Genomic DNA, 22,101 nt, shown 5'->3' with positions numbered 1-22,101 from the left:
CGGTTCGCGGCCGGTCCCGCTACTCGGCGGCGGACGCCGAAGCAGACCTGGCCGTCGAAGCCGACGTGAACGCCGACACCGCCGCCTCGGCCACCGACTCGACCAGCGAGATCCCCGCCGCCTGCGTCGCGTTGCCGTTCGACAGCGCGGCGACCAGGTAGTCGTGGCCGTCGACGGTCACCCGCCCGATGCTGTTGATGTCCCACAGCCCGGTCGTGCTCCGCGGCAGCCAGCCGTTCTTCAGCGCCCACGAAGCCCCCTCGGCCGCGGCCGAGACACCCCACTGCTGTCCGACGGCGATCTGCCCCATCAGCCCCTGGAGGTACGCCCGCGACGCCTCGCTCAACTCCGAGTCGTCCCCGAACACCTGCTGGAGCAGGACGAGTTGGTCGGCGGCCGTGGTCTGGGTCAGCCCCCACAGCATGTCGTCGCCGCCCTCGGTGTCCGTCAGCCCGAACCGCTCGTTCGCCGCGTGCAGACCCGCCGCCTTCCCGATGGTCCGCCACAGCGCCGACGCCGAGTCGTTGTCGCTGTTCTCGATCATCGCGGTGGCGTACGCCTGCTCGGCCGCGGTGAGACGACGGTCCGCGTCCTGCGCCTGGAGCAGCAGCGTCGCCAGGATGTCCACCTTGACGATGCTCGCCGTGTCGAAGACGCCCTCGCCGTACGTGGCACCGCCGCCGGAGTCCACGTCGAGCACGGCCACGGACACGGCCACCCCCGCCGGCACGGTCACCGACTTCACCGCCGACGCCAGCAGCGCGTCATGATCCGTCCCGGGCGCCGCCACGGACTCCACCGACACCTCCCCGTTCCCCGACCCGGACGCCGACGGCGTCGCGGAGGCCGACGATACGGCTCCCGTACCCGAGTGCGCCTGTGCCTTCACATAAACGGTCCCGCCCGCCGTCGCACCCAGCACGGCCACCGTGGCGAGCGCGATGTGCAGCAGCGGACGGCGCCGGGAGGGACGAGCGCGACGGCCGCGACGTGCTCTGGAAGACTCCATGCCGCCGATGCTCGGGGCGGCGGCTGTGCACCCCGTTGGACGGACGTGAGAGGCGTGTCAGGGGAGACTGAGAATCCCGTGAGAGCGGTGACCACCGCGTTTTCGGGCCCCGCACAACCCCGGCGGCATCCCCCCGATAAGGTCGACGACCGTGGCGAACAAGAACATTCCCGACCCCGGCTTCTCCGACGACGACGGCTCCGCCGACCCCCGGCTGACCGCGGCCCTCGCCGCCTGGGCCAAGGACCGCACCGCCGTCGGACCCGTCCTGGCAGCCCTCAAGGGCGCCCGGCTCCTCGTCCCGGTGGTCGCCGTGCTCGGCGAGGTCGAGGAGGACGGTGAGGAGGGGCGCGAAGCTCCTTGGAAGGGTGGTGGTGGGAGACGGGAGGGCGGGCTGCGCCGCGAGAAGACCAGCGACATGGCCGTTCCCACCCTCAAGGCGGGCGCCCGCACCGCGCTGCCCGCCTTCACGTCCACCGACTCCCTCGCCCGCTGGGACCCCGAGGCCCGCCCCGTCGCCGTACCCCTGCACCAGGCGCTGCGGGCCGCCGCGCACGAGAAGGCGGACACCGTCCTCCTCGACCTGGCCGGACCGGTGGCCTTCGAACTGACCGGGCCCGCGCTGCTGGCGCTCGCCGAGGGCCGTACGACGACCGACCCGCTCGCCGATCCGGCGGTCCGGGGCGCGGTCCGGGACGCGGTGGCCGCCGAACCCGACGTCGTCACCGCCCACCTCGGCCCCGGGCAGGCCGACGGCACCCTCGCCCTCGTCCTCGACCCGGCCGCCGTCCCCGCCGAGGCCGCCCGGGCCGTGGCCCGGCGGCTCGCCGCCGACGAAACACTGAGGGCCCGCCTGGTGCGCGGCCTCGACCTGGCACTGCTGCCGGCCGGGACGACGCCTCCGGGCGAGCCCCTGTACGTGAGAGGTTGAGCTACACGATCACCGTGCCGGCTAGCCGTAGATCGGGCCGGTGTACTTCTCGCCCGGGCCCTGACCCGGCTCGTCCCGGACGAGGGACGCCTCGCGGAACGCGAGCTGGAGCGACTTCAGGCCGTCGCGCAGCGGGGCCGCGTGGAAGGAGCTGATCTCGGTCGTGCTCGCGTCGAGCAGCCCGGCGAGGGCGTGCACCAGCTTGCGGGCCTCGTCCAGGTCCTTGTACTTGTCGCCCTCCTCCGTCAGCCCGAGTTTCACGGCCGCGGCGCTCATCAGGTTGACGGCGACCGTCACGATCACCTCGACGGCGGGGACCTCGGCGATGTCGCGGGTCATCTCGTCGAAGTCGGGGCCGGGGGTCTCGGCGGAGCCGGCGGGGGAGGTGTCACTCATGCAGGACACGATAGGCGCAGGGCGGACAAGCTCCGTACCGAGGCTCGATTCGCCGTTCCTGGCGCAGGCTGCTAATCTCGTGTAACGACCGGTCGGACACGCGTGCGCCCCAGCACGGCGGGCCCGGCCCACAAGTGGAGTTTCCGAGCTCCCACCCGACTGTCCTCACGGACGGCGGGTCACCCCGGTCAGGCGGCCACCATCGTTCCGTACGGACGATGGAGTCGCCCGGTAGTGCGCCCCGCGATCCTCGCGGCGGTGCTCCGGTAGTGCTTGGAGCCCCGCATGTGATCGTTCGGGGCATTTTTTGTGCTTCGGCGTGGTTATAAGCCTAACGAACACAGACGTTACGCGGCCGTCCGCCAGACCGCCGCGTGGTGCTATCGAGGAGGATCCATCAGCGCCGAGCCCCGCATCAACGACCGGATTCGCGTTCCCGAGGTGCGACTTGTCGGTCCCAGTGGCGAGCAGGTGGGCATCGTCCCCCTGGCCAAGGCACTGGAGCTTGCGCAGGAGTACGACCTGGACCTGGTCGAGGTCGCGGCGACCGCCCGCCCGCCGGTCTGCAAGCTCATGGACTACGGCAAGTTCAAGTACGAGTCGGCCATGAAGGCCCGTGAAGCGCGCAAGAACCAGGCGCACACGGTCATCAAGGAGATGAAGCTCCGGCCGAAGATCGACCCGCACGACTACGACACCAAAAAGGGTCACGTCGTCCGGTTCCTCAAGCAGGGCGACAAGGTCAAGATCACGATCATGTTCCGCGGTCGTGAGCAGTCCCGTCCCGAGCTGGGATACCGACTGCTGCAGCGTCTCGCGGAAGATGTCCAGGATCTCGGGTTCATCGAGTCGAACCCGAAGCAGGACGGCCGGAACATGATCATGGTTCTCGGTCCGCACAAGAAGAAGACCGAGGCGATGGCCGAGGCCCGGCAGGCGCAGGAGGCCCGCAAGGCCGAGGCGAAGGCCAACCCCGGCCGCTCGCAGAACGCCGCGGACGCCGACGCCGTGAACGCCGAGACCGACTTCGATGACGATCTCGAAGCGGACGACGTCGACGAAGACGTCGAAGCGCACGACGTCGAAGCACACGACGTCGAAGCACACGATGTCGAGGCCCCTGCCCAGCAGGCTTCCGCCGAGGCGTGATCCGAGGGACGCGAGTCCCGAGGACCCAACCGATACAAGCGACGTTCCATCGTGCCCGGTTTCACGGCCGGGCACCGGAACGCCACCGACGAGGAGAGAACGGCGCTATGCCGAAGAACAAGTCGCACAGCGGTGCCAGCAAGCGCTTCAAGATCACCGGCTCCGGCAAGGTGCTCCGTGAGCGCGCCGGCAAGCGCCACCTGCTCGAGCACAAGTCGTCCCGCGTGACGCGCCGCCTCACCGGCACCGCCGAGATGGCCCCGGGCGACGCCGCGAAGATCAAGAAGCTTCTCGGCAAGTGACGTTCGCGGCGCCTGATCCCTTGATCACCGCGCGCCGTACGTCTGGACCGGGACCCCATCGATTCCGGGTCGTGTGACGACAACCACGGCCCCGCTACAAGGAGTTAAAAAGTGGCACGCGTCAAGCGGGCAGTAAACGCCCACAAGAAGCGCCGGGCGATCCTCGAGGCGGCCTCCGGCTACCGCGGTCAGCGTTCGCGCCTGTACCGCAAGGCCAAGGAGCAGGTCACCCACTCGCTGGTCTACAACTACAACGACCGCAAGAAGCGCAAGGGCGACTTCCGTCAGCTGTGGATCCAGCGCATCAACGCTGCGGCCCGCCAGAACGGCATGACCTACAACCGCCTCATCCAGGGTCTGAAGGCCGCGAACATCGAGGTCGACCGCAAGATCCTGGCCGAGCTGGCCGTGAACGACGCCACCGCGTTCGCCGCGCTCGTCGAGGCCGCGCAGAAGGCCCTCCCGGCGGACGTGAACGCGCCGAAGGCCGCGTGACGCTGCGCCGGCTCTGAGCCGACGTGACTGAGGACCCGCAGGTTTCAAGACCTGCGGGTCCTGTTGTGTCCGTACCCGAGTGTCTGTACCCGAGTGACTGGTGAAAGCGAACCGCCCATGACCTCCGCCACCCCCGAGCTGATCTCCCCTCGTTCTCCCCGCGTCGTCGCCGCCCGGCGGCTCGCCAAGCGGAACTTCCGGGGTAAGGAGCGGCTGTTTCTCGCGGAGGGGCCGCAGGCCGTGCGGGAGGCGGCGGGGCACGGCGGGGACACGCTCGTGGAACTGTTCGCCACCGTCGAGGCCGCGGAGCGGTACGCCGACATCATCGGCGAGGCGCGAGGCGCGGGCGCCCGGGTCCATCTCGCCGACGAGCAGGTCATCGAGGACATCTCCACCACCGTCACCCCGCAGGGACTCGTCGCCATCTGCCGGTTCCTGGACACGCCGTTCGAGGCCATCCTCGCCGCCCGGCCGAGGCTCGTCGCCGTACTGGCCCATGTGCGCGACCCCGGGAACGCCGGCACCGTCCTGCGGTGCGCCGACGCCGCCGGGGCCGACGCCGTCGTCCTCACCGACGCCTCCGTCGACCTGTACAACCCCAAGGCCGTCCGCGCCTCCGTCGGGTCGCTGTTCCACCTGCCCGTCGCCGTCGGGGTCCCCGTCGAACAGGCCGTGGCGGGGCTGCGGGACGCCGGTGTGCGGATCCTCGCCGCCGACGGCGCGGGGGAGGACGACCTCGACGACGAGCTCGACAAGGAGACGATGGGCGGGCCCACCGCCTGGGTGTTCGGCAACGAGGCCTGGGGCCTGCCGGAGGAGACCCGGGACCTCGCGGACGCCGTCGTGCGCGTCCCGATCCACGGGAAGGCCGAGAGCCTGAACCTGGCGACCGCCGCCGCCGTATGTCTGTATGCGTCGGCCCGTGCACAGCGCGCCTCCGGAGGGTGCCGCTCTGTCACCGAGAGCGAGTAGGGTGACGTGCTCGGGGGGCCTCTTCCGGGAGGACGGGAGGTGAGGTACGGGGATGAGTGTCGGCACGAGCAGCGCACCGGGAGCGGCCCGACCCGCCGGTGACCTCACCGGACTCGGCATCGACCCCGACGACCTGCCCGACGGACTGGTCGTCGCCGACGAGCACGGGCACGTGATCTGCTTCAACGCCGCCGCCCGGCGCATCACCACCATCCCCGCCGAGGACGCCCTCGGACAGCCCCTCGACAAGGCCCTGCCATTAGAGGACCTCGAAGGCCGCCGCTGGTGGCAACTGACCGACCCCTACGGCGGCCTCGCCATCCGCGTCGGCCAGCCCGAGCGCAACCTGCTGCTGCCGGGCGGACGCGAGGTGCTCGTCACCGTCCGGTACCTGCGCGCCGAACCCACCGGCCCCGTCCGCCGGGTGGTCGTCTCCCTCCGCGACACCGAGGCCCGCCGCCGCACCGAACGCAGCCACGCCGAGCTGATCGCCGTCGTCGCCCACGAGCTGCGCTCGCCCCTCACCTCCGTCAAGGGCTTCACCGCCACCCTGCTCGCCAAGTGGTCGCGGTTCACCGACGACCAGAAGCGGCTGATGCTGGAGACCGTCGACGCCGACGCGGACCGCGTCACCCGGCTCATCGCCGAACTGCTGGACATCTCGCGGATCGACAGCGGACGGCTGGAAGTACGCCGCCAGCCCGTCGACATAGGCGCGGCCGTAGGACGCCACATCCAGGCCTACGTGGCCGCCGGACAGCCCGCCGACCGGTTCCTGCTCCGCGTCGAGCAGCCGCTGCCCGCCCTGTGGGCCGACCCCGACAAGGTCGACCAGGTCCTCAGCAACCTGATCGAAAATGCGGTGCGCCACGGCGAGGGAACCGTCACGATCGACATCACGCCCGCCGCGTCCCCCCGGGAAGGGGAGGACACCGGCACGTCGGTCACCGTGAGCGACGAGGGCGCCGGCATCCCGGAGGAGTCCATGAACCGCGTCTTCACCCGCTTCTGGCGGGGCAGCAAGCGCGGCGGCACGGGCCTCGGGCTGTACATCGTCAAGGGCATCGTCGAAGTCCACGGCGGCACCATCACGGTCGGCCGCGCCCCCGGCGGCGGCGCCGAGTTCCGGTTTACGTTGCCCGTGAGCACTCCGGCCTACCTGACCTGAGTGCCCGCGGGCGCATCCGTATACCTCCACCCCGTTAGACTCGGCCTTTGGCACCTTTGTGTCCCATGGACGGCCCTCTGACCTCTGCGTGAGTCGGTGACGGGGACCTTCAGCCAGCTAATCGGAAGCACGGGAAGAGATGTCGGCACCGAATAAGTCGTACGACCCGGTAGAGGTCGAGGCCTTGAAACCGGAAGAGATCGAGCGCATGCGGGACGAGGCGCTCGCCGCCTTCGCCGCCGCGGACTCCCTCGACGCCCTCCAGGAGGCCAAGGTCGCCCACACCGGCGGCGCCTCCCCGCTGGCCCTCGCCAACCGCGAGATCGGCGCCCTGCCCCCGCAGGCCAAGGCCGCCGCCGGCAAGACGGTCGGCCAGGCCCGGGGCGCGGTGAACAAGGCCCTCGCCGTCCGCCAGGAGGAGCTGGAGGCCGAGCGGGACCAGCGCGTCCTGGTCGAGGAGGCGGTGGACGTCACGCTGCCCCACGACCGCGTGCCGGCCGGCGCCCGCCACCCGCTCACCACGCTGTCGGAGCGCATCGAGGACGTCTTCGTGGCCATGGGCTACGAGGTCGCCGAGGGCCCGCAGGCCGAGGCCGAGTGGTTCAACTTCGACGCCCTCAACATCGGCCCGGACCACCCGGCCCGCGGCGAGGCCGACACCTTCTTCGTGCAGGGCCCCCAGGGCGGCACCGAGTCCGGTGTCGTGCTGCGCACCCACACCTCGCCGGTCCAGATCCGCTCCCTGCTGGAGCGCGAGCTGCCGGTGTACGTGATCTGCCCCGGCCGCGTGTACCGCACGGACGAGCTGGACGCCACGCACACCCCGGTCTTCCACCAGGTCGAGCTGCTCGCGATCGACGAGGGCCTGACCATGTCCGACCTCAAGGGCACCCTGGACCACATGGTCCAGTCGCTGTTCGGCGCGGGCATGAAGACGCGGCTGCGGCCGAACTTCTTCCCCTTCACCGAGCCGTCCGCCGAGATGGACATGGTGTGCTACGTCTGCCGCGGCGAGTCCGTCGGCAACCCCGACCGGCCCTGCCGCACCTGCTCCAGCGAGGGCTGGATCGAGCTGGGCGGCTGCGGCATGGTCAACCCCAAGGTGCTGACCGCCTGCGGCGTCGACCCGGAGAAGTACAGCGGGTTCGCCTTCGGGTTCGGGATCGAGCGGATGCTGATGTTCCGCCACAACGTCGAAGACATGCGAGACATGGTCGAGGGTGACGTCCGGTTCACCCGGCCGTTCGGGATGGAGATCTGATGCGGGTCCCGCTTTCCTGGCTGCGGGAGTACGTCGACCTCCCCGCCACCGAGACCGGCCGTGACGTGCAGGCCAAGCTGGTGTCGGCCGGCCTCGAGGTCGAGACCGTCGAGCAGCTCGGCGCCGGCCTCAAGGGCCCGCTCGTCGTGGGCCGGGTGCTGACCATCGAGGAGCTGGAGGGCTTCAAGAAGCCGATCCGCTTCTGCACGGTCGACGTCGGCACTGCCAACGGCACCGGCGAGCCGCAGGAGATCGTCTGCGGCGCCCGCAACTTCGCCGTCGGCGACAAGGTCGTCGTCGTCCTCCCGGGCGCCGTCCTCCCCGGCGACTTCGCGATCGCCGCGCGCAAGACGTACGGCAAGACGTCCCACGGCATGATCTGCTCCGGCGACGAGCTGGGCATGGGCGACGACGGCAGCCACGGCATCATCGTGCTGCCGCCCGAGACCGAGGTCGGCAAGGACGCCATCGAGCTGCTGGAACTGGTCGACGAGGTGCTGGACATCGCCGTCACCGCCAACCGCGGCGACTGCCTGTCCATCCGCGGCATCGCCCGCGAGCTGGCCATCGGCTACGGCATCCCGCTGCGCGACCCCGCCCTCCTCGACGTACCGGCCCCGAACGCCTTCGGCTACCCGGTGCAGGTCTCCGACCCGGCCGGCTGCGACCGCTTCACCGCCCGCACCGTCACCGGTCTGAGCCCCGAGGCGCGCTCCCCGATCTGGCTCCAGCGGCGGCTGCAGAAGGTCGGCATGCGCCCGATCTCGCTCGCCGTCGACGTCACCAACTACGTGATGACGGAGGTCGGCCAGCCGCTGCACGCCTACGACCGCGGCCTGGTCCAGGGCACCATCGGCGTGCGCCGGGCCGGGGAGGGCGAGCAGATCGTCACCCTCGACGGGGTGACGCGCAAGCTGCACGCCGAGGACCTGGTGATCACCGACGAGCGCGGTCCCATCGGCCTCGCCGGTGTCATGGGCGGCGCCAACACCGAGATCGCCGACCACACCGACGTGGCGAACGCGACGACCGACGTGGTCATCGAGGCCGCCCACTTCGACGCGGTGGCGATCGCGCGGACGGCCCGTCGCCACAAGCTGTCCTCCGAGGCGTCCCGCCGCTTCGAGCGCGGCGTCGACCCGGCCGCCGCGGCGGCCGCCGCGCAGCGCACGGTCGACCTGCTGGTCCTCCTCGCGGGCGGCACGGCCGACGCGGGCGTCACGGAGGTCGTCGCCCCGTCCGCCCCGCACACGATCAGCGTCCCGGCCGACCACCCGGACAAGGTCGCGGGCGTCGTCTACGGCCGTGAGACCGTCGTACGCCGCCTCCAGGAGATCGGCTGCGACGTGTACGGGCAGGACGAGCTCGTCGTCACCGTCCCGTCCTGGCGGCCCGACCTCGCCGAGGTCAACGACCTCGCGGAGGAGGTCATCCGGCTGGAGGGCTACGAGAACCTGCCCTCCACGCTGCCCAAGCCCCCCTCGGGCCGCGGCCTCACCCACCGCCAGCGCCTGCACCGCCGCGTCGGCCGCGCCCTGGCCGGGGCCGGCTACGTCGAGGCCCCGAACTACCCGTTCATCAGCGAGCAGGTCTTCGACCAGCTCGGGCTGGACGCCGACGACCCGGCCCGCCGTGTCGTCAAGCTCACCAACCCGCTCAACGACGAGGAGCCCGCGCTCCGTACGTCGCTGCTGCCGGGCCTGCTCGGTGCCCTGCGGCGCAACGACGGGCGGGGCAGCCACGATCTGGCGCTGTTCGAGACCGGGCTCGTCTTCCACCCGCGCGAGCAGGCGGCCGGTGTCGCCGGCCACCTTCCGGTCGACCGCCGTCCGACCGGCGCGGAGATCGCCGCGCTCGACGCCGTGCTCCCCGAGCAGCCGCGCCATGTCGCCGTCGTCCTCGCGGGCGCCCGCGAGCAGGCCGGCTGGTGGGGCAAGGGCCGCCCGGCGGACTGGGCCGACGCGGTCGAGTCGGCCCGGGCCGTCGCCCGCGAGGCCGGCGCCGAACTGGTCGTCCGGGGCGGGCAGTACGGGCCGTGGCACCCCGGTCGCTGCGCCGAGCTGGTCGTGGTCGTCGACGGTGCGGAGCGGGTCGTCGGCCATGCCGGTGAGCTGCACCCGCGGGTGCTGAAGGCGCTGGGGCTGCCCGCGCGGACCTCCGCGATGGAGCTGGACCTCGACGTCCTGGAGCAGGTCGGCGACGACACGCCCCAGGCGCCGAGCATCTCCACGTTCCCGGTGGCCACGCAGGACGTCGCGCTCGTCGTCGACCAGTTCGTGCCGCACACCGAGGTCGAGTCCGCGCTGCGCGAAGGCGCGGGTGAACTGCTGGAGGGTATCCGTCTGTTCGACGTGTACGTGAACGCGGACCAGCTCGGTGAGGGGCGGAAGTCGCTCGCGTACGCGTTGCGCTTCCGCGCGGGGGACCGGACGCTGACCGTCGACGAGGCCTCGGCGGCCCGCGATGCGGCGGTTGCTCTCGCGGGCGAGCGTACGGGGGCGGTTCTGCGGGGCTGAGGTCGTGCGCCGGGTGCGGGTGAGCTGTGGCTGGTCGCGCAGTTCCCCGCGCCCCTGGAGGACGGACGGCGACGCCGGGCCGCCGCGCTTTGTGAGGGGGAGCCGGCGGCCCGGCGGACCTCTTGCGAGGCGTTTCAGTCAAGCGGCCGGAAACGCTCTGCGACAGTACGCGCACCCTGCGAATGCGCGCACTCCGTTCACACCCCGTGTGAAGACGCACCCACTACTCTGGCGGCGGCACCGAGGCACCGGGGGGCACCCATGCTGCAGCCCAACACTCTGCTCGACGCGATCCTGGACGAGGCGGGCGTCTCGCACGCGGGCCTCGCCGCCCACGTCAACCAGGCCGGACGGACGCGCGGACTCGCCCTGCGCTACGAGCACACGGCGGTGGCCCGGTGGCTCAAGGGCCAGCGGCCGCGCGGCCAGGTGCCCGACCTGATCTGCGAGGTGCTCGCCACGCGCCTGCGCCGGCCGGTCACCCTCGACGACATCGGCCTCGGCGTGCCGGGCGAACCGTCCACCCCGCACGCCACCTCGCTCTCCGGGTTCGTCGAGCGGGCCACCGCGCTGTGGCGCTGCGACGAGCAGCAGCGCCCGCACATCCTGGGCGCGCCCGCCGTCACCGGCACGCCCGCCGTGATGCCGGTGTGGGAGTGGGAGAACCCGCCGGAGGACGTGGACGTCTCGCGCGGCGGCCGGCACCGCGTCACCTCCGCCGACATCGAGATGCTGCGCGCCGCCCGCACCCACTACGAGCAGATGTACCGCAAGGCCGGCGGCATCGCGACCCGCGGCCGGATCGTCGGCTTCCTGAACGCCGAGGCCGCCCCGTTGCTGCGGGGCAGTTACACCGACTTGACGGGTCGTCAACTGCACCGCGCCACCGGCGGGTTGGTCGCGGTCGCCGGGATCTGCGCGTACGACTCCGACGCCCACGGCCTCGCCCAGCGCTACTTCCACCAGGCGCTGCGGCTGGCAAAGGCCAGTGGAGACCGGGGACTTGGGGCGTACGTCATCGCCCTCCTCGTCAACCAGTCGCTGTTCATGCGGGAGTACCGGCAGGCCGTCGCCTTCGCGGAGGCCGCGCTGCGGGCGGCGGGCCGGCACATCACGCCCGCGCTCGCCTCCGACCTGTACGCGATGCAGGCCAAGGCGTACGCCCACCTCGGCGACGGCACGAGCGCCCTGTCGTGCATCCGCCGCGCCGAGACGGCCGCCGAACACATCCGGCGCGGACACGAGCCCGACGAGACCGGCTATGTCCAGCCGGGTCTGGTCAACGTCCAGGTGGCGGAGGCGCTGCTCAGCCTCGGCGATCTCGCGGCCGCCGCCGAGCATGCGACGGCCGCCGTCGACAACCCGGCGCACGACCGGGGACGGGTACACCGGCTCGCCATGCTCAGCACGATCGAACTGCGTCAGGGCAACACCGACAAGGCGGTGGTCACCGCGGTGCGGATGGCCGAGCAGGCGCGGGGAATGGAGTCCCAGCGGCTGCGCGACAGACTCCGGGCGGTGCGCGAGCACCTCGTGCGCAGCCGCTGCGCGGGCACGGCCGAGGCCGCCGAACTCATCGACGGGGCACTGCGCGTACCGCTGTAGACACAGCCCCTGCTGCGATATTGCCACTTACTCGACGGAAGGTGGCAGAGCCGTGCAGTGGACGAAGCAGAACGAACGAACTGTGTATGAAAACCGCTGGTTCAGCGTCAACCTGGCAGATGTGGAGCTGCCCGACGGCCGGCATCTCGACCACTTCCTCATACGGCTGAGGCCCGTCGCGGTGGCGACGGTCGTGAACGCGGCCAACGAGGTGCTCCTGCTGTGGCGCCACCGCTTCATCACCGACAGCTGGGGGTGGGAACTCGCGGCGGGCGTCGTCGAGGACGGCGAGGACGTCGCCCGCGCGGCCGCAAGGGAACTCGAGGAGGAGACCGGCTGGCGACCGGGGCCGCTGCACCACCTGCTGAGCGTGGAGCCGTCCAACGGGCTCACCGACGCCGTCCACCACATCTACTGGTCGGACGAGGGCGAGTACGTGGGACACCCGGTGGACGACTTCGAGTCGGAGCGCCGGGAGTGGGTCCCCCTCAAGGTCGTTCCCGACCTGGTCGCCCGGGGAGAGGTCCCGGCCGCCAACATGGCCGCCGCGTTGCTGCTGCTGCACCACCTGAGGCTCGCCGGAGACGAGAGCAGGCCCTAGCGGGAGCCCCTGGCGGCCCTGGCGGGCCGGCGACCGCCGGATCGTCACGACGGGCCCGGCACCGCGCGGAGTGCCGGGCCCGTCGTACGGAACACGCGGGTCATCAGTACGTAAGGAGATCATCCGCTCCACCAGCGACGTTCAGGACGGCTCGGCCATCTGCTCGCGAGTTCCCTGCGCGTGCGGACTCCGAGTTTCCGGTAGATCTTTCCCAGGTGGTATTCCACCGCCTTCACGCCGATCAGCAGCTTCTCAGCGACCTGGCGGTTCGTCATCCCGGATGCGACCATCCCGGCCACCGTCGCCTCACGTTCTGTCAAGGCGGCGTCGGGGCATGGCGACGCTCCTCGGGTGACGGCCTCCCGGTCTTGGGCGCAGTTCCGGACGAAGGCGTGGGCGCCGAGCGAAGCGAAGGCGTCCTGTGCCCGCTGGAACCGTCCGAGGCCGGTCGCCGTCTGACCGAGGGCGCACAGGAACCGACCGTACGCGTAGTCCAGTTGCGCGCGGTGCATGGGCGGCACCTGTGCGCAGCCCTCCGCGGCCAGCAAGCCCGCCTCGTACTCGTCTTTGGCCATAGTCGGGTCGCACCGGAGCTCGGCCGCCCGACCCGCGAGCCGATGGAAGGTGACCATCAGGTACGGGCTGTGCTTCGCGTGTTCGCGCAGCTGTGCCAGGCCCGCCTCGGACGCGGCGCTCGCCGCGGCCTCGATCGCCGCTTCCGCATACACCGGCAGCCACAGCGGGACGAACTTGGCCGGCGCGTCCGCCAATCCGGCGGAGTCGGAGGTCAGCCAGGTGATCGCGGTCAGGATGTCCGCGTGGCGACCGTGCGCCAGCATGGCGACGGCGTCCGCATACGTGGCGATGGTGAGGCGGTCGGGTTCCGCCGAGCCAGGCACCCTCCCGTTCGCCGATGCCGATGCCGATGCCGATGCCGACGCCGGCACTCCGCGCCGCGGCGCGGCGCCCGTTCCGCGAACGGCCGAGAGCATGGCCCGCAGTGCTCGCCCCGCCGTATCGCCGGCGGCTTCGTCGATGCCGTCCACTGCGGAATCAGCCTCCTGCCAGCTTCCCAGCAGGAAGTGCGCGATCGCCAGCCGCTCCAGCGCACGCAGCCGGTCCGGATGCCCGGGGTGCGTGTCGTGCCGTCGGGCAAGGCCCTCCAGATCACGGGCGCCCGCTTCCAGATCGCCCGCCAGCACTCGACACTCGCCGCGCAACAGCAGCAGTCCAACGTCGCAGAGCTCCGGTATGTGAGTCCGGCGCCCCGGCGCCGTCGCGTTCGCCTCGGCGGCAGCCGCGCCTTCGTCGAGGGATCGCAGCACCCCGTGCGGGCCATCCGCATAGGCTCGGCCCACCTGGAGCAGACGCCGAGCCGTGCGGATCTGGACCGCGTCACCGCTCGCGGCGTCCAGCGCCCTGGTCGCCGCCTCGACCGCGGCCTTGCCCCGTGCCGTGCGGCACGCCACGGCGGCCTCCATGGTATCGATCGCCGCGGCGGTCGACAGGACCCGGTCTCCGCGCGACCGCGCGGAAGGCGCATGGTCCGCATCCGGCTCCGCATCCGGCTCCGCATCCGGTTTCACATCCGGCTCCGCATCTGAATCCGGGGCCGCATGGGTGTCCCCGGCGGCTAGGGCGCGGGACGCCGCTCGCAGGTGGTCGACGGCGGCACCGAGACGGTGTTCGAGTAAGGCCCGGCCCGCCAGCGCGCAGTACCGCAGCGGCGAAGGGGGCAAGGCATCGACCCGCGTCCACAGGCCGCCGTTCCTGAACTCCTCGCCGTACACGTCGTGCATCGCGGCCAGGAGCACTCGGCGCTCCCGTTCTGCACGGTCTTCGGTCAGATCTGCCGCCCACAGCAGCAGTTGCCGGCTCGGCACGCCGATCTCGTCCTCCAGCGCGCGTCCGCCGAAGGCGGCTTCCTCCAGGGCGGCGGCCAGCGCCGGGTCGGGGCGGTCGGCCGCCCGGGCACGGTGGGCCAGCGCCGGACGCGGATCGAGCACCTCCGCGGCGGCGCGGTGCAGGGCCCGCCATCTCGTCGGGCTCAGCCGCGCGCGCACGAGGCGGTAGTCGCTCTCCCGTGCGAACGCGATCTGGCCTGAGCCCGGCGGGCCGCCGACCGACACGACGAGGCCGAGGCCGATCAGCAGGCCGGAGATCCGTGTGGCCGCCGGAACCGCGGCAACGCGGGCCACCGTGGCGGGCGGGTACTCCCCGGCCAGCACGCACAGCGCCTCCAGGAACGCGCTGCTGTCCTGGCAGAGGCGGTCCGCGGCCAGCAGGCGTCGTTCGGCGTCGTCGCCGGACGCGGCCTGCTCGCCTGGTTCCCCGTACTCGTCTGGTTCCCAGTACTCGCCAGGGTTCCGGTACATGTCAGGTGCGAACCTGCCTCTCAGACCCGGCGGGGAACGGGGAACGCACGTATGCGCTCACGGCTGCCGCATTCGGCAGGGTTCCGGGACGCACGCGGGTTTCATGGTGGCAGAGCCCTCACACAGGACGCTGACCGGCTCGGTCGTCAGCTGTGAGGGAAGGGACCGGTCCTCGACCGCGCTCGTCGCATTGCATCATCGTGCACCGGAACCTGCTCCGTTGCCCGCGCTCGCGCGCACGTCGACCGGAGTCGGCGGACCGAATACTGATCGTCGTCGGCCCAGTGATCACCTTGCGGACCCTTCGCGGTGCCTCGGTCGGCATCGCATATCTCAGTGTTGGTTCCCGGCGGTTCTGAAAGAGGGGCAGAGGGGCAGTGCCTACCTACCATTCCCCCGGCGTCTACGTGGAGGAGGTCTCCTCGGGCTCGCGGCCCATCGAGGGCGTGGGCTCCGCGTTGTGCGCCTTCGTGGGGTTCACCGAGCGAGGGATCTCCAACCAGCCGACGCTCGTGACCAACTGGACGCAGTACACCAAGGCTTTCGGTGGCTTCGTCGAGGGTGCGCATCTTCCGCAGTCGGTCTACGGGTACTTCCTGAACGGGGGCGGGGCCGCGTACGTCGTGCGTGTCGGTGCCACCGACACGCACGACGAGGAGCAGGCGTCCGCGAACGGCGGAGCAGACGGGAGCGCGGCGGCGCTCGGCTCCGTCGCGCGGGGTGAAGTGCCCGCGGCGGGAGACGGCGGGCGTCCGGCCCTCCAGGCCAGGGCGCTGGCCCCCGGGGAAGTGGGCAACGAGCTGAGCGTGGAGGTCGCCGACGCGAGCGAACCCGGCGAGGAACTGTTCAAGCTGGTCGTCCGCCGGGAAGACCGCGAGGCAGAGGTCTTCGACAACCTCTCACTGCGGCGCGGACCGCGGAACGCCGCCACGGTCGTCAAGGAGTCCTCGCAGCTCATCGCCCTGGACGAGGTCAAGGGCGCGTCGACGCTGGTACCGGCGAAGGGCGCGCTGGTCGCGCTGAGCGGAGGGGCGTCCTCGTCGGCGGCCGTCGTGCCGCAGGGGCCGTCGCCGGCCCCTCGGATCACCCCGGCCGACTATGTCGGGGACACCGCCGACCGCACCGGATTCGCCGGGCTCGAGGCGATCGAGGACGTCAGCATGCTCTGCGTCCCCGACCTGATGGCCGCCTATCAGCACGGGGCCGTGGACCTCGACGGGGTCAAGGCCGTGCAACTCGCCATGATCGCGCACTGCGAGCTGATGGCGGACCGGGTGGCGATCCTCGACCCGCCGCCGGGGCTCGGCGCCCAGCAGGTCAGGGACTGGCGGATGGACGTCGCCGGATACGACTCCAAGTACGCGGCCCTGTACTGGCCCTGGTTCAAGGTCGTGGACCCCGTCAAGGGCAGTCCGGTGCTCATCCCTCCCAGCGGCTACATCGCCGGGGTGTGGGCGCGCAGCGACGAGACCCGCGGCGTGCACAAGGCCCCGGCGAACGAGGTGGTCCGTGGCGTGATCGACCTGGAGACCAACATCACCCGGGGCGAGCACGACCGGCTCAACCCGGTGGCCGTCAACTGCATCCGCTCCTTCCCCGGTCAGGGCATCCGGGTGTGGGGCGCGCGGACGCTCTCCAGCGACCCCGAGTGGCGCTACCTGAACGTGCGCAGGCTGTTCAACTTCGTGGAGAAGTCCATCCTCGACGGCACCAACTGGGTCGTGTTCGAGCCCAACGACCGCTTCCTGTGGGGTTCGGTACGCCGCACCATCACGATGTTCCTGCGCCGGGTCTGGCGCAGCGGGGCGCTGTTCGGACGTACCCCGGAGGAGGCGTTCTTCGTCAAGTGCGACGAGGAGAACAACCCCCCGGAGAACCGGGACGCCGGGATCCTCACCGTCGACATCGGGATCGCCCCGGTCAAGCCGGCGGAGTTCATCGTCTTCCGGGTCTCGCAGTACGCGCAGGGCGCGGCCCTGGAGGAGTGAGCCGGAGCCTGCCCGCGCCGAGAGGAGACCGAGCACCGTGGCACAGACCTTCCCACCCGCGCCGACCTCGCGACCGTTGTCCACCGTCGCGTCCGCACCGATCTTCGTGGTCTCCTCGAACATCCAGATCACCGGTGGATACCAGCTGCAGAACATGGCGTTCCAGGAGCTCGGCGGCATCAGCAGCGAGATCGGCATCGAGCAGTACGTCTCGGTGGACACGGCCGGGTTCATCAACCACACCAAGCAGTTCGGCCAGACCAGGCCGCCGACGGTCACGCTCAAGCGCGGCCTGGACAACAGTCTGGCGCTCTGGGCGTGGCACCAGATGGCCCTCAGCGGCAATCCCGCGGCCCGCGCCCAGTATCTGAGTCTGGACATCTACGGCGGCGGGCTCGCCGGGATGAAGGACCGGGAGCCGTTGATGAGCTACACGCTCGTCAACGCCTGGTGCGCGAAGATCAACATCTCCTCGGCCAGGGCCGGGGAGGGCGTCGTCACCGAGGACGTCACCATCGCCTGCGACGTGATCACGCAGGGCGACGGCGGGTGAGCCACCCGGCGCGGCGCAGACGAAGCAGACGAACACGACAGTGAATTCCGAGTGGAAGGAGGGACAGCCCCATGGCCATCGCCGGCGGCAACCCTACGGTGATGAGCGCGTCGACCTTCGTGATCCAGGTGGACGGGCTCAAGGTCGCCACGTTCAGCGAACTCTCCGGGATCAACACCGAGGTCGAATCGGTCGAGTACATCTCCAGCGGTACCGAGGGAGTCCTGCACACGAAGCAGTTCGGCAAGACCAAGCCGCCGACGGTCACGCTCAAGCGCGGCCTCGATACGGAGACGTACATGTGGCTCTGGCACCAGGCGGTGCTGCAAGGCGATCCCCTGGCCCGCAAGACCTGCTCGCTGCAGATGTTCGGGGCGTCCTCGTCCCCGAAGTCGGGTCAGCCGATCATCACCTACCTCCTTGAGAACGCCTGGCCGTCGAAGCTGGAGATCGGCGGGATGAAGGCCGGAGCGACCGAAATCGTGACCGAGACCGTGGTGCTGCACTGCGACCAGATCCTGATGCAGCCGGCCGGATGACCGAGGAGAGGCCATGCTGACGCAACCGTCCGCCGCCGGCGTCGGGGGCGCGCCGCCCGACTCGGCGGCCGGGCTGATGACCCGTTACCCGTTCGTGCTGCCCCGGGGCTATGTGGACGAGCAGGGCACACTGCACCGGGACGGCGTGATGCGCCTGGCCACGGCACGCGACGAGATAGCGAGCCAGAGCGATCCGCGGGTCAGGCAGAACCCCGTCTACCTCAGCGTGCTGCTTCTCGCGCGTACGGTGACCCGGCTCGGCTCGGTCCCCGGGGTGGACAACCTGGTGATCGAGAACCTGTTCGCCTCCGATCTCGCCTTCCTCCAGGACCTCTACCGGCGGATCAACCAGGAGGGGCACACCGAGGCCGACGTCGACTGCCCCGCTTGCGGGCACGGATTCGCGGTGGACATCGCCGGTGATGTCCCGGGGGAATCCTGACGTACACGGCCGACCGGCTCTGGGAGGAGGCCGTGTACCTCGCTTACTACCTGCACTGGCCGCTGCGGGAGATTCTCGATCTCGAACACCCGGTGAGGGCCCGGGTGATCGAGGAGATCGGCCGGATCCACGGCCGCCCGGACAGCGGCGCGGCGGGACCTGCCCAGACCTTCTAGTCCTGGTCCCGCCCCGGTGTATGGAGAGGAGACGAGATGAGTTGGCTGCCTCGACGGTGGCGCCGCGAGACCCGCGAGACCCGCGATACGCGGCCCGACGTCGGTCTGCTGCCCGGTGACGCGCACTGGCGGCGGCTGCCACCCCTCGTCCCGACTGTTCGACGGCCGCCGCTGACCGCGGCCGTCTCGATGGGCGTGACCGCGGCTGACCGGACCCGGCCGCTGATCCACGCGCCGGGTCGCACCCGCCCGACAGCCCGTCAGGATAACGGCAATACGGGCAATGCGGGCGTCTCGGGGAACCTGGTGCCCGCTCACCCGGGCGCCGCTCATGGCGTGGAGCGGGTCGCCGGACGCGTGACGGGACTGGTCGCCGTCCGAGCCGAAGCGCAAGCCGAGCAGGAGACGGTCGCGCCGCCCTCGGCACGTGGCCGGCGGCGGGCGCCCGTATCGGACCGCGTCCCGGTCCCGCAGCCGCCGCCTGCCGCGCCGCGGCGCACTCCGCGCGTGCTCGCGTCCGCCGGGCACCGGCCGAGCCTGGTCGAGGCCATCGACGAGTACGTGGGCGATCCGATGCCCGACGAGACGTCCAACGCCTCCGCAGCTCCTGCCCCCGACGACGCGCCCAACGCCTCGTCGGACTGGCTGCGCATGCTCGAGTCCTACCGTCCGCCGTGGGCGACCGAGGCAGGAGCCGCCTCGTCTCCGCCGCAGGGTCCCGCGCCACAGATGCCCGAAGGCGGCGCCTCGTGGTCGAGCGAGGCGACGCTCCCACCGCCCCGGCCGTCGCGGGAGCCGCGTACGGGGGTGCCGAAAGCGGCGGCGCGCCGCGCCTCCCTCGCCGAGAGCCGACGACTCGGCCTCGGCAACCCGCTTCGTCATCCGGCTTCCCCGGACGCGCGGACGGCGGTGGATTCACCTGCCGACTCTCTCGACGCGCCCGGGCCCGAAGTCCAGGACGGGCAGTCGGGGCGCACCGGTGCTGCGGAGGCCGACTCGTCGCCCGCGTCGGGCGTCGTCGCGGACGCCGGCCGGTCGCCACGCCTCGCGGACGCCGGTCCGTCGCCACGCCCCGGGCTGGACGTCCCCCCGGATACGAGGCGGAGTACCGCCGGTCCCGAGGCACCTGTGCTTGGACTCGCGGCCCCGGTCGACAAGCCGGTGCGGCCTTTCCACGGCACATCGTCCCGCACCCGGCCGACGCGCGAGCGTACGTCGCCGGCACCGACGGAACCGGAACCGGAGCCGCAACCGGAATCGCACACGCAGACCCCTGCCGTCGACGAGGACGTGCGCCCGGCGGCGCCGCTTCCGGTCCGTCCCGTCTACCGTTTCGTTCCCGGCGAGCGGCCGACTCCGCCCGTCGCCGAGGTATCCCGTCCGACCGGCGCCGCACCGAAGCCGACCACGCCCACTTCCACGGCCACTTCCACGGGCAGACCTCTGGTACGTCCGCGTGCGCGGCGTCGGCCGGACGGCGACCGCCCCGGGCCTGAGCCGCAACCGCCCGCTCCCTTCCCGCCGCCGGTCCGGACGGCCCCGGGCGAACTCGCCGACGCCGTGCGGCGGGCTCACGGCGTGGACGTCTCCGATGTGCTGATCCACCGCGGTCCCGAGGTGGCGGCCGAGGCACGGTCGCTCGGCGCACGCGCCTTCACCCGCAACGGCGAGGTGTTCCTGCCCGCGGACGAGGGGCCGCTCGACCGACCGGCCGCGCGCGGCCTGATCGCGCACGAACTCACCCACGCCGCCCAGCAGCGCGCCCTCGGCTCCGCCCTTCCTTCCGAGGAATCCGACGCCGGCAGCGCTCTGGAGGCCGCGGCCGTGGCGACCGAGCGGTGGGTACGCGGCCTGGGCGCGGAACCTGCGGAAGCCGGCGCGGTGCCTGCGGCATCGTGGGCCGCGCCGTGGACCGCGGCGCCCGCGAGCGGGGTGCAGCGGCAGCCCGGCGACGTGACGACCATGGCCGAGCCCACCGCCGTCGGGCCCACCGCGGTCGGGCCCACGCAGCCGCCGACGGCGATGGCCGCGCCCGGGGACGGGACGCCGTCCGGTTCCCAGGCGTACCACGCACCGGCACCTGAGGTACCGGCGTCCCACGCACCGGCATCCGAGGTACCGGCGTCCCGGACGCCGGCGCCGTTCGACGCGGAGCTGCTCTCGGTCAGGGACAGGCTCATCGAGCTCAGCGGCCGGCGTCCGCTCGACCTCGACGACCCGGGCGACATCGAGGAAGTGGCCGTCCAGGTCTACGAAAAGATCCACAGACGGCTCCGGCGCGAGCTCCTGGTCGACCGCGAACGTGCGGGCAGGCTCGGTGAGGCCGGCTCGTTCGGCTGGGCGAGATAGCCGAGACAGCCGAGACGGACGAGACAGCCGAGATCAAACGGACTGTACGAACGAAACAGACGAGACGGACGGGAGTCACGGGAACCCATGAGCATGATGGGGTCGCTGCGCGGCGCGGCCGAGCAGGCCCAGAACATCGCCGGTCTGCCGGCGGTCGGCATGAGTCACCGGTATTCGGTGCTGATCGACAACGTCGCCTACCACTTCGGCGACTGGTCCAGGGTGACGGGCCTGTCGGTGTCCTGGCAACAGATCGAGCACCGGGTCGGGGACAGCGGCAACCAGGTCTGGTTGTTCCCCGGCGCCACCAGATACGAGCCGATCACGCTCAGCCGGGCGGCCGGACCCTATTCGCGAGTCGTGCAGCACTGGCTGACGCAGACCTCGAAGCGCCCGCAGCCGCAGAGCGGCACGATCCAACTCGTGGACTTCACCGGGATCCCGATGGTCCAGTGGCGTTTGAGCGAGTTCTTCCCGATCGCCTGGTCTGTCGATTCCTTCGACGCCGCCGGTGCCAAGCCCGCGGTCGAGACGCTCAAGCTCGCCCACACCGGCTTCCTCGAGGACGACCTGAACTCCTCGGCCCTGTCCCCGACTTCGTCGATGATCTCGCCGTTCTGACCGCCAGCACCAACGCACTCGAAAGGCGTTTCGTCAGTGAGCATCGCGTCCTTCGCCTCCGCGGCCGGGCAGGGCGGCGGCCGGCTCGGCCTCCCCCTCGCGCGGGCCGGCGGCACAGCCGCGTCCACCGCTGCCTCGGCGGCGCGCAGCGCGACCGCCGACAGCGCGTTCCGGTACTACGGCCTGTCCATGCGCTTCACCGTCGCCTTCTCCAACGGCGACGGCATCGACCGACTCGGCGAATGGTCCTCGTGCAAGGGACTGAAAGTCGATTTCAGGACCGAGACGATCAAGGTCGGCGGCGACTACAGCGGCGAGGTGAAGCTGCCCGCCCAGGTGTCCTATTCCCCGGTGGTCCTGGAAAGAGCGATGGAGAGGCAGCCGTCACAGGCGTTGCAGGGCTGGCTCGGCAAGTTGGTCACGACCTGGATGAACTGCGACGAGAAGAGCGCCAGGGCGCCGAAGGGGACTGTCGACATCGCCCTCCAGGACGTGCACCAGAACGTCGTCGCCTCCTGGAGCCTGCGCAACGCGTACCCGGTGTCGTGGAGCGGCCCCGTCCTGGACGCCAGGCAGAACGCGGTCGCGATCGAGACGCTGACCCTCGAACACGAGGGCTTCCTGCCGCCCTCCGACGCGATCCACGGATAGGA

General features: G+C 71.4%; 21 protein-coding genes. 18 read left to right on the top strand and 3 right to left on the bottom strand.

What is annotated here, in order from left to right:
* Nucleotides 1–19 precede the first annotated feature (19 nt).
* Complete coding sequence (locus OG352_RS08280; RefSeq protein WP_329215734.1) at nucleotides 20–1,009, bottom strand: serine hydrolase; 990 nt, start codon at nucleotides 1,007–1,009, stop codon at nucleotides 20–22.
* Nucleotides 1,010–1,160: 151 nt separating this feature from the next.
* Here OG352_RS08280 and OG352_RS08275 point away from each other — a divergent pair, with 151 nt between their 5' ends.
* Entirely contained in the window at nucleotides 1,161–1,940 is a 780-nt protein-coding gene (locus OG352_RS08275; RefSeq protein WP_329215733.1) for an SseB family protein, read from the top strand.
* A 21-nt stretch (nucleotides 1,941–1,961) separates the two neighbouring features.
* Here the strand turns inward: OG352_RS08275 and OG352_RS08270 are convergent, their stop codons facing one another.
* On the bottom strand, nucleotides 1,962–2,336 hold the full coding sequence (locus OG352_RS08270; protein ID WP_329215732.1) for a DUF1844 domain-containing protein: 375 nt from the start codon (nucleotides 2,334–2,336) through the stop codon (nucleotides 1,962–1,964).
* Nucleotides 2,337–2,732: 396 nt separating this feature from the next.
* On the opposite strand from OG352_RS08270, the gene infC reads away from it, so the two are divergent.
* The 9 genes from infC to OG352_RS08225 all read left to right on the top strand — a co-directional run bounded on the left by infC (nucleotide 2,733) and on the right by OG352_RS08225 (nucleotide 12,405).
* Nucleotides 2,733–3,485 (top strand): translation initiation factor IF-3, encoded by a 753-nt coding sequence (infC, locus tag OG352_RS08265; RefSeq protein ID WP_329223758.1) that lies wholly within the window; start codon nucleotides 2,733–2,735, stop codon nucleotides 3,483–3,485.
* 107 nt (nucleotides 3,486–3,592) lie between these two features.
* Entirely contained in the window at nucleotides 3,593–3,787 is a 195-nt protein-coding gene (rpmI, locus tag OG352_RS08260; RefSeq protein WP_006374321.1) for a 50S ribosomal protein L35, read from the top strand.
* Nucleotides 3,788–3,898: 111 nt separating this feature from the next.
* Nucleotides 3,899–4,282 (top strand): 50S ribosomal protein L20, encoded by a 384-nt coding sequence (gene rplT / locus OG352_RS08255; RefSeq protein WP_329215731.1) that lies wholly within the window; start codon nucleotides 3,899–3,901, stop codon nucleotides 4,280–4,282.
* A gap of 117 nt (nucleotides 4,283–4,399) precedes the next feature.
* On the top strand, nucleotides 4,400–5,254 hold the full coding sequence (locus OG352_RS08250; protein WP_329215730.1) for a TrmH family RNA methyltransferase: 855 nt from the start codon (nucleotides 4,400–4,402) through the stop codon (nucleotides 5,252–5,254).
* Between the two features lie 52 nt (nucleotides 5,255–5,306).
* Complete coding sequence (locus tag OG352_RS08245) at nucleotides 5,307–6,422, top strand: sensor histidine kinase (RefSeq protein ID WP_329215729.1); 1,116 nt, start codon at nucleotides 5,307–5,309, stop codon at nucleotides 6,420–6,422.
* Between the two features lie 139 nt (nucleotides 6,423–6,561).
* Complete coding sequence (gene pheS, locus OG352_RS08240) at nucleotides 6,562–7,683, top strand: phenylalanine--tRNA ligase subunit alpha (RefSeq protein ID WP_329215728.1); 1,122 nt, start codon at nucleotides 6,562–6,564, stop codon at nucleotides 7,681–7,683.
* Complete coding sequence (pheT, locus tag OG352_RS08235) at nucleotides 7,683–10,199, top strand: phenylalanine--tRNA ligase subunit beta (RefSeq protein ID WP_329215727.1); 2,517 nt, start codon at nucleotides 7,683–7,685, stop codon at nucleotides 10,197–10,199. The genes pheS and pheT overlap by 1 nt, the downstream gene beginning before the upstream one ends.
* Before the next feature lie 264 nt (nucleotides 10,200–10,463).
* Nucleotides 10,464–11,804, top strand: a complete 1,341-nt coding sequence (locus OG352_RS08230; protein ID WP_329223757.1) for a transcriptional regulator — start codon at nucleotides 10,464–10,466, stop codon at nucleotides 11,802–11,804.
* Between the two features lie 52 nt (nucleotides 11,805–11,856).
* Nucleotides 11,857–12,405 (top strand): NUDIX hydrolase, encoded by a 549-nt coding sequence (locus OG352_RS08225; RefSeq protein ID WP_329215726.1) that lies wholly within the window; start codon nucleotides 11,857–11,859, stop codon nucleotides 12,403–12,405.
* Between the two features lie 119 nt (nucleotides 12,406–12,524).
* Here OG352_RS08225 and OG352_RS08220 read toward each other — a convergent pair whose 3' ends face one another.
* Nucleotides 12,525–14,780, bottom strand: a complete 2,256-nt coding sequence (locus OG352_RS08220; RefSeq protein WP_329215725.1) for a helix-turn-helix transcriptional regulator — start codon at nucleotides 14,778–14,780, stop codon at nucleotides 12,525–12,527.
* 377 nt (nucleotides 14,781–15,157) lie between these two features.
* On the opposite strand from OG352_RS08220, the gene OG352_RS08215 reads away from it, so the two are divergent.
* The 8 genes from OG352_RS08215 (at nucleotide 15,158) to OG352_RS08180 (ending at nucleotide 22,099) form a co-directional block, all read left to right on the top strand.
* Nucleotides 15,158–16,768, top strand: a complete 1,611-nt coding sequence (locus OG352_RS08215; protein WP_329215724.1) for a phage tail sheath family protein — start codon at nucleotides 15,158–15,160, stop codon at nucleotides 16,766–16,768.
* Nucleotides 16,769–16,805: 37 nt separating this feature from the next.
* Nucleotides 16,806–17,321, top strand: coding sequence for a phage tail protein (locus tag OG352_RS08210; RefSeq protein ID WP_329215723.1), 516 nt, complete (start codon nucleotides 16,806–16,808; stop codon nucleotides 17,319–17,321).
* A gap of 71 nt (nucleotides 17,322–17,392) precedes the next feature.
* Nucleotides 17,393–17,860 (top strand): phage tail protein, encoded by a 468-nt coding sequence (locus OG352_RS08205; RefSeq protein ID WP_329215722.1) that lies wholly within the window; start codon nucleotides 17,393–17,395, stop codon nucleotides 17,858–17,860.
* 13 nt (nucleotides 17,861–17,873) lie between these two features.
* The gene (locus tag OG352_RS08200) at nucleotides 17,874–18,302 is read left to right on the top strand and encodes a hypothetical protein (protein WP_329215721.1); all 429 of its coding nucleotides are present in this window, start codon (nucleotides 17,874–17,876) and stop codon (nucleotides 18,300–18,302) included.
* 32 nt (nucleotides 18,303–18,334) lie between these two features.
* Nucleotides 18,335–18,478 (top strand): hypothetical protein, encoded by a 144-nt coding sequence (locus OG352_RS08195; protein WP_443072183.1) that lies wholly within the window; start codon nucleotides 18,335–18,337, stop codon nucleotides 18,476–18,478.
* 36 nt (nucleotides 18,479–18,514) lie between these two features.
* On the top strand, nucleotides 18,515–20,827 hold the full coding sequence (locus tag OG352_RS08190) for an eCIS core domain-containing protein (protein WP_329215720.1): 2,313 nt from the start codon (nucleotides 18,515–18,517) through the stop codon (nucleotides 20,825–20,827).
* 87 nt (nucleotides 20,828–20,914) lie between these two features.
* Complete coding sequence (locus tag OG352_RS08185) at nucleotides 20,915–21,448, top strand: phage tail protein (RefSeq protein ID WP_329215719.1); 534 nt, start codon at nucleotides 20,915–20,917, stop codon at nucleotides 21,446–21,448.
* A 36-nt stretch (nucleotides 21,449–21,484) separates the two neighbouring features.
* On the top strand, nucleotides 21,485–22,099 hold the full coding sequence (locus tag OG352_RS08180) for a phage tail protein (protein ID WP_329215718.1): 615 nt from the start codon (nucleotides 21,485–21,487) through the stop codon (nucleotides 22,097–22,099).
* Nucleotides 22,100–22,101: the final 2 nt, after the last annotated feature.

Source organism: Streptomyces sp. NBC_01485 (assembly GCF_036227125.1).
Classification (GTDB): domain Bacteria; phylum Actinomycetota; class Actinomycetes; order Streptomycetales; family Streptomycetaceae; genus Streptomyces.
This window is presented reverse-complemented; position numbering and strand designations above follow the sequence as displayed.

Coding starts and splice junctions, on each gene's coding strand:
- OG352_RS08280 (WP_329215734.1), bottom strand. CDS start 1,009: ATGGAGTCTTCCAGAGCACGTCGCGGCCGTCGCGCTCGTCCCTCCCGG.
- OG352_RS08270 (WP_329215732.1), bottom strand. CDS start 2,336: ATGAGTGACACCTCCCCCGCCGGCTCCGCCGAGACCCCCGGCCCCGAC.
- rpmI (WP_006374321.1), top strand. CDS start 3,593: ATGCCGAAGAACAAGTCGCACAGCGGTGCCAGCAAGCGCTTCAAGATC.
- OG352_RS08250 (WP_329215730.1), top strand. CDS start 4,400: ATGACCTCCGCCACCCCCGAGCTGATCTCCCCTCGTTCTCCCCGCGTC.
- OG352_RS08245 (WP_329215729.1), top strand. CDS start 5,307: ATGAGTGTCGGCACGAGCAGCGCACCGGGAGCGGCCCGACCCGCCGGT.
- pheS (WP_329215728.1), top strand. CDS start 6,562: ATGTCGGCACCGAATAAGTCGTACGACCCGGTAGAGGTCGAGGCCTTG.
- pheT (WP_329215727.1), top strand. CDS start 7,683: ATGCGGGTCCCGCTTTCCTGGCTGCGGGAGTACGTCGACCTCCCCGCC.
- OG352_RS08220 (WP_329215725.1), bottom strand. CDS start 14,780: ATGTACCGGAACCCTGGCGAGTACTGGGAACCAGACGAGTACGGGGAA.
- OG352_RS08205 (WP_329215722.1), top strand. CDS start 17,393: ATGGCCATCGCCGGCGGCAACCCTACGGTGATGAGCGCGTCGACCTTC.
- OG352_RS08200 (WP_329215721.1), top strand. CDS start 17,874: ATGCTGACGCAACCGTCCGCCGCCGGCGTCGGGGGCGCGCCGCCCGAC.
- OG352_RS08190 (WP_329215720.1), top strand. CDS start 18,515: ATGAGTTGGCTGCCTCGACGGTGGCGCCGCGAGACCCGCGAGACCCGC.
- OG352_RS08185 (WP_329215719.1), top strand. CDS start 20,915: ATGAGCATGATGGGGTCGCTGCGCGGCGCGGCCGAGCAGGCCCAGAAC.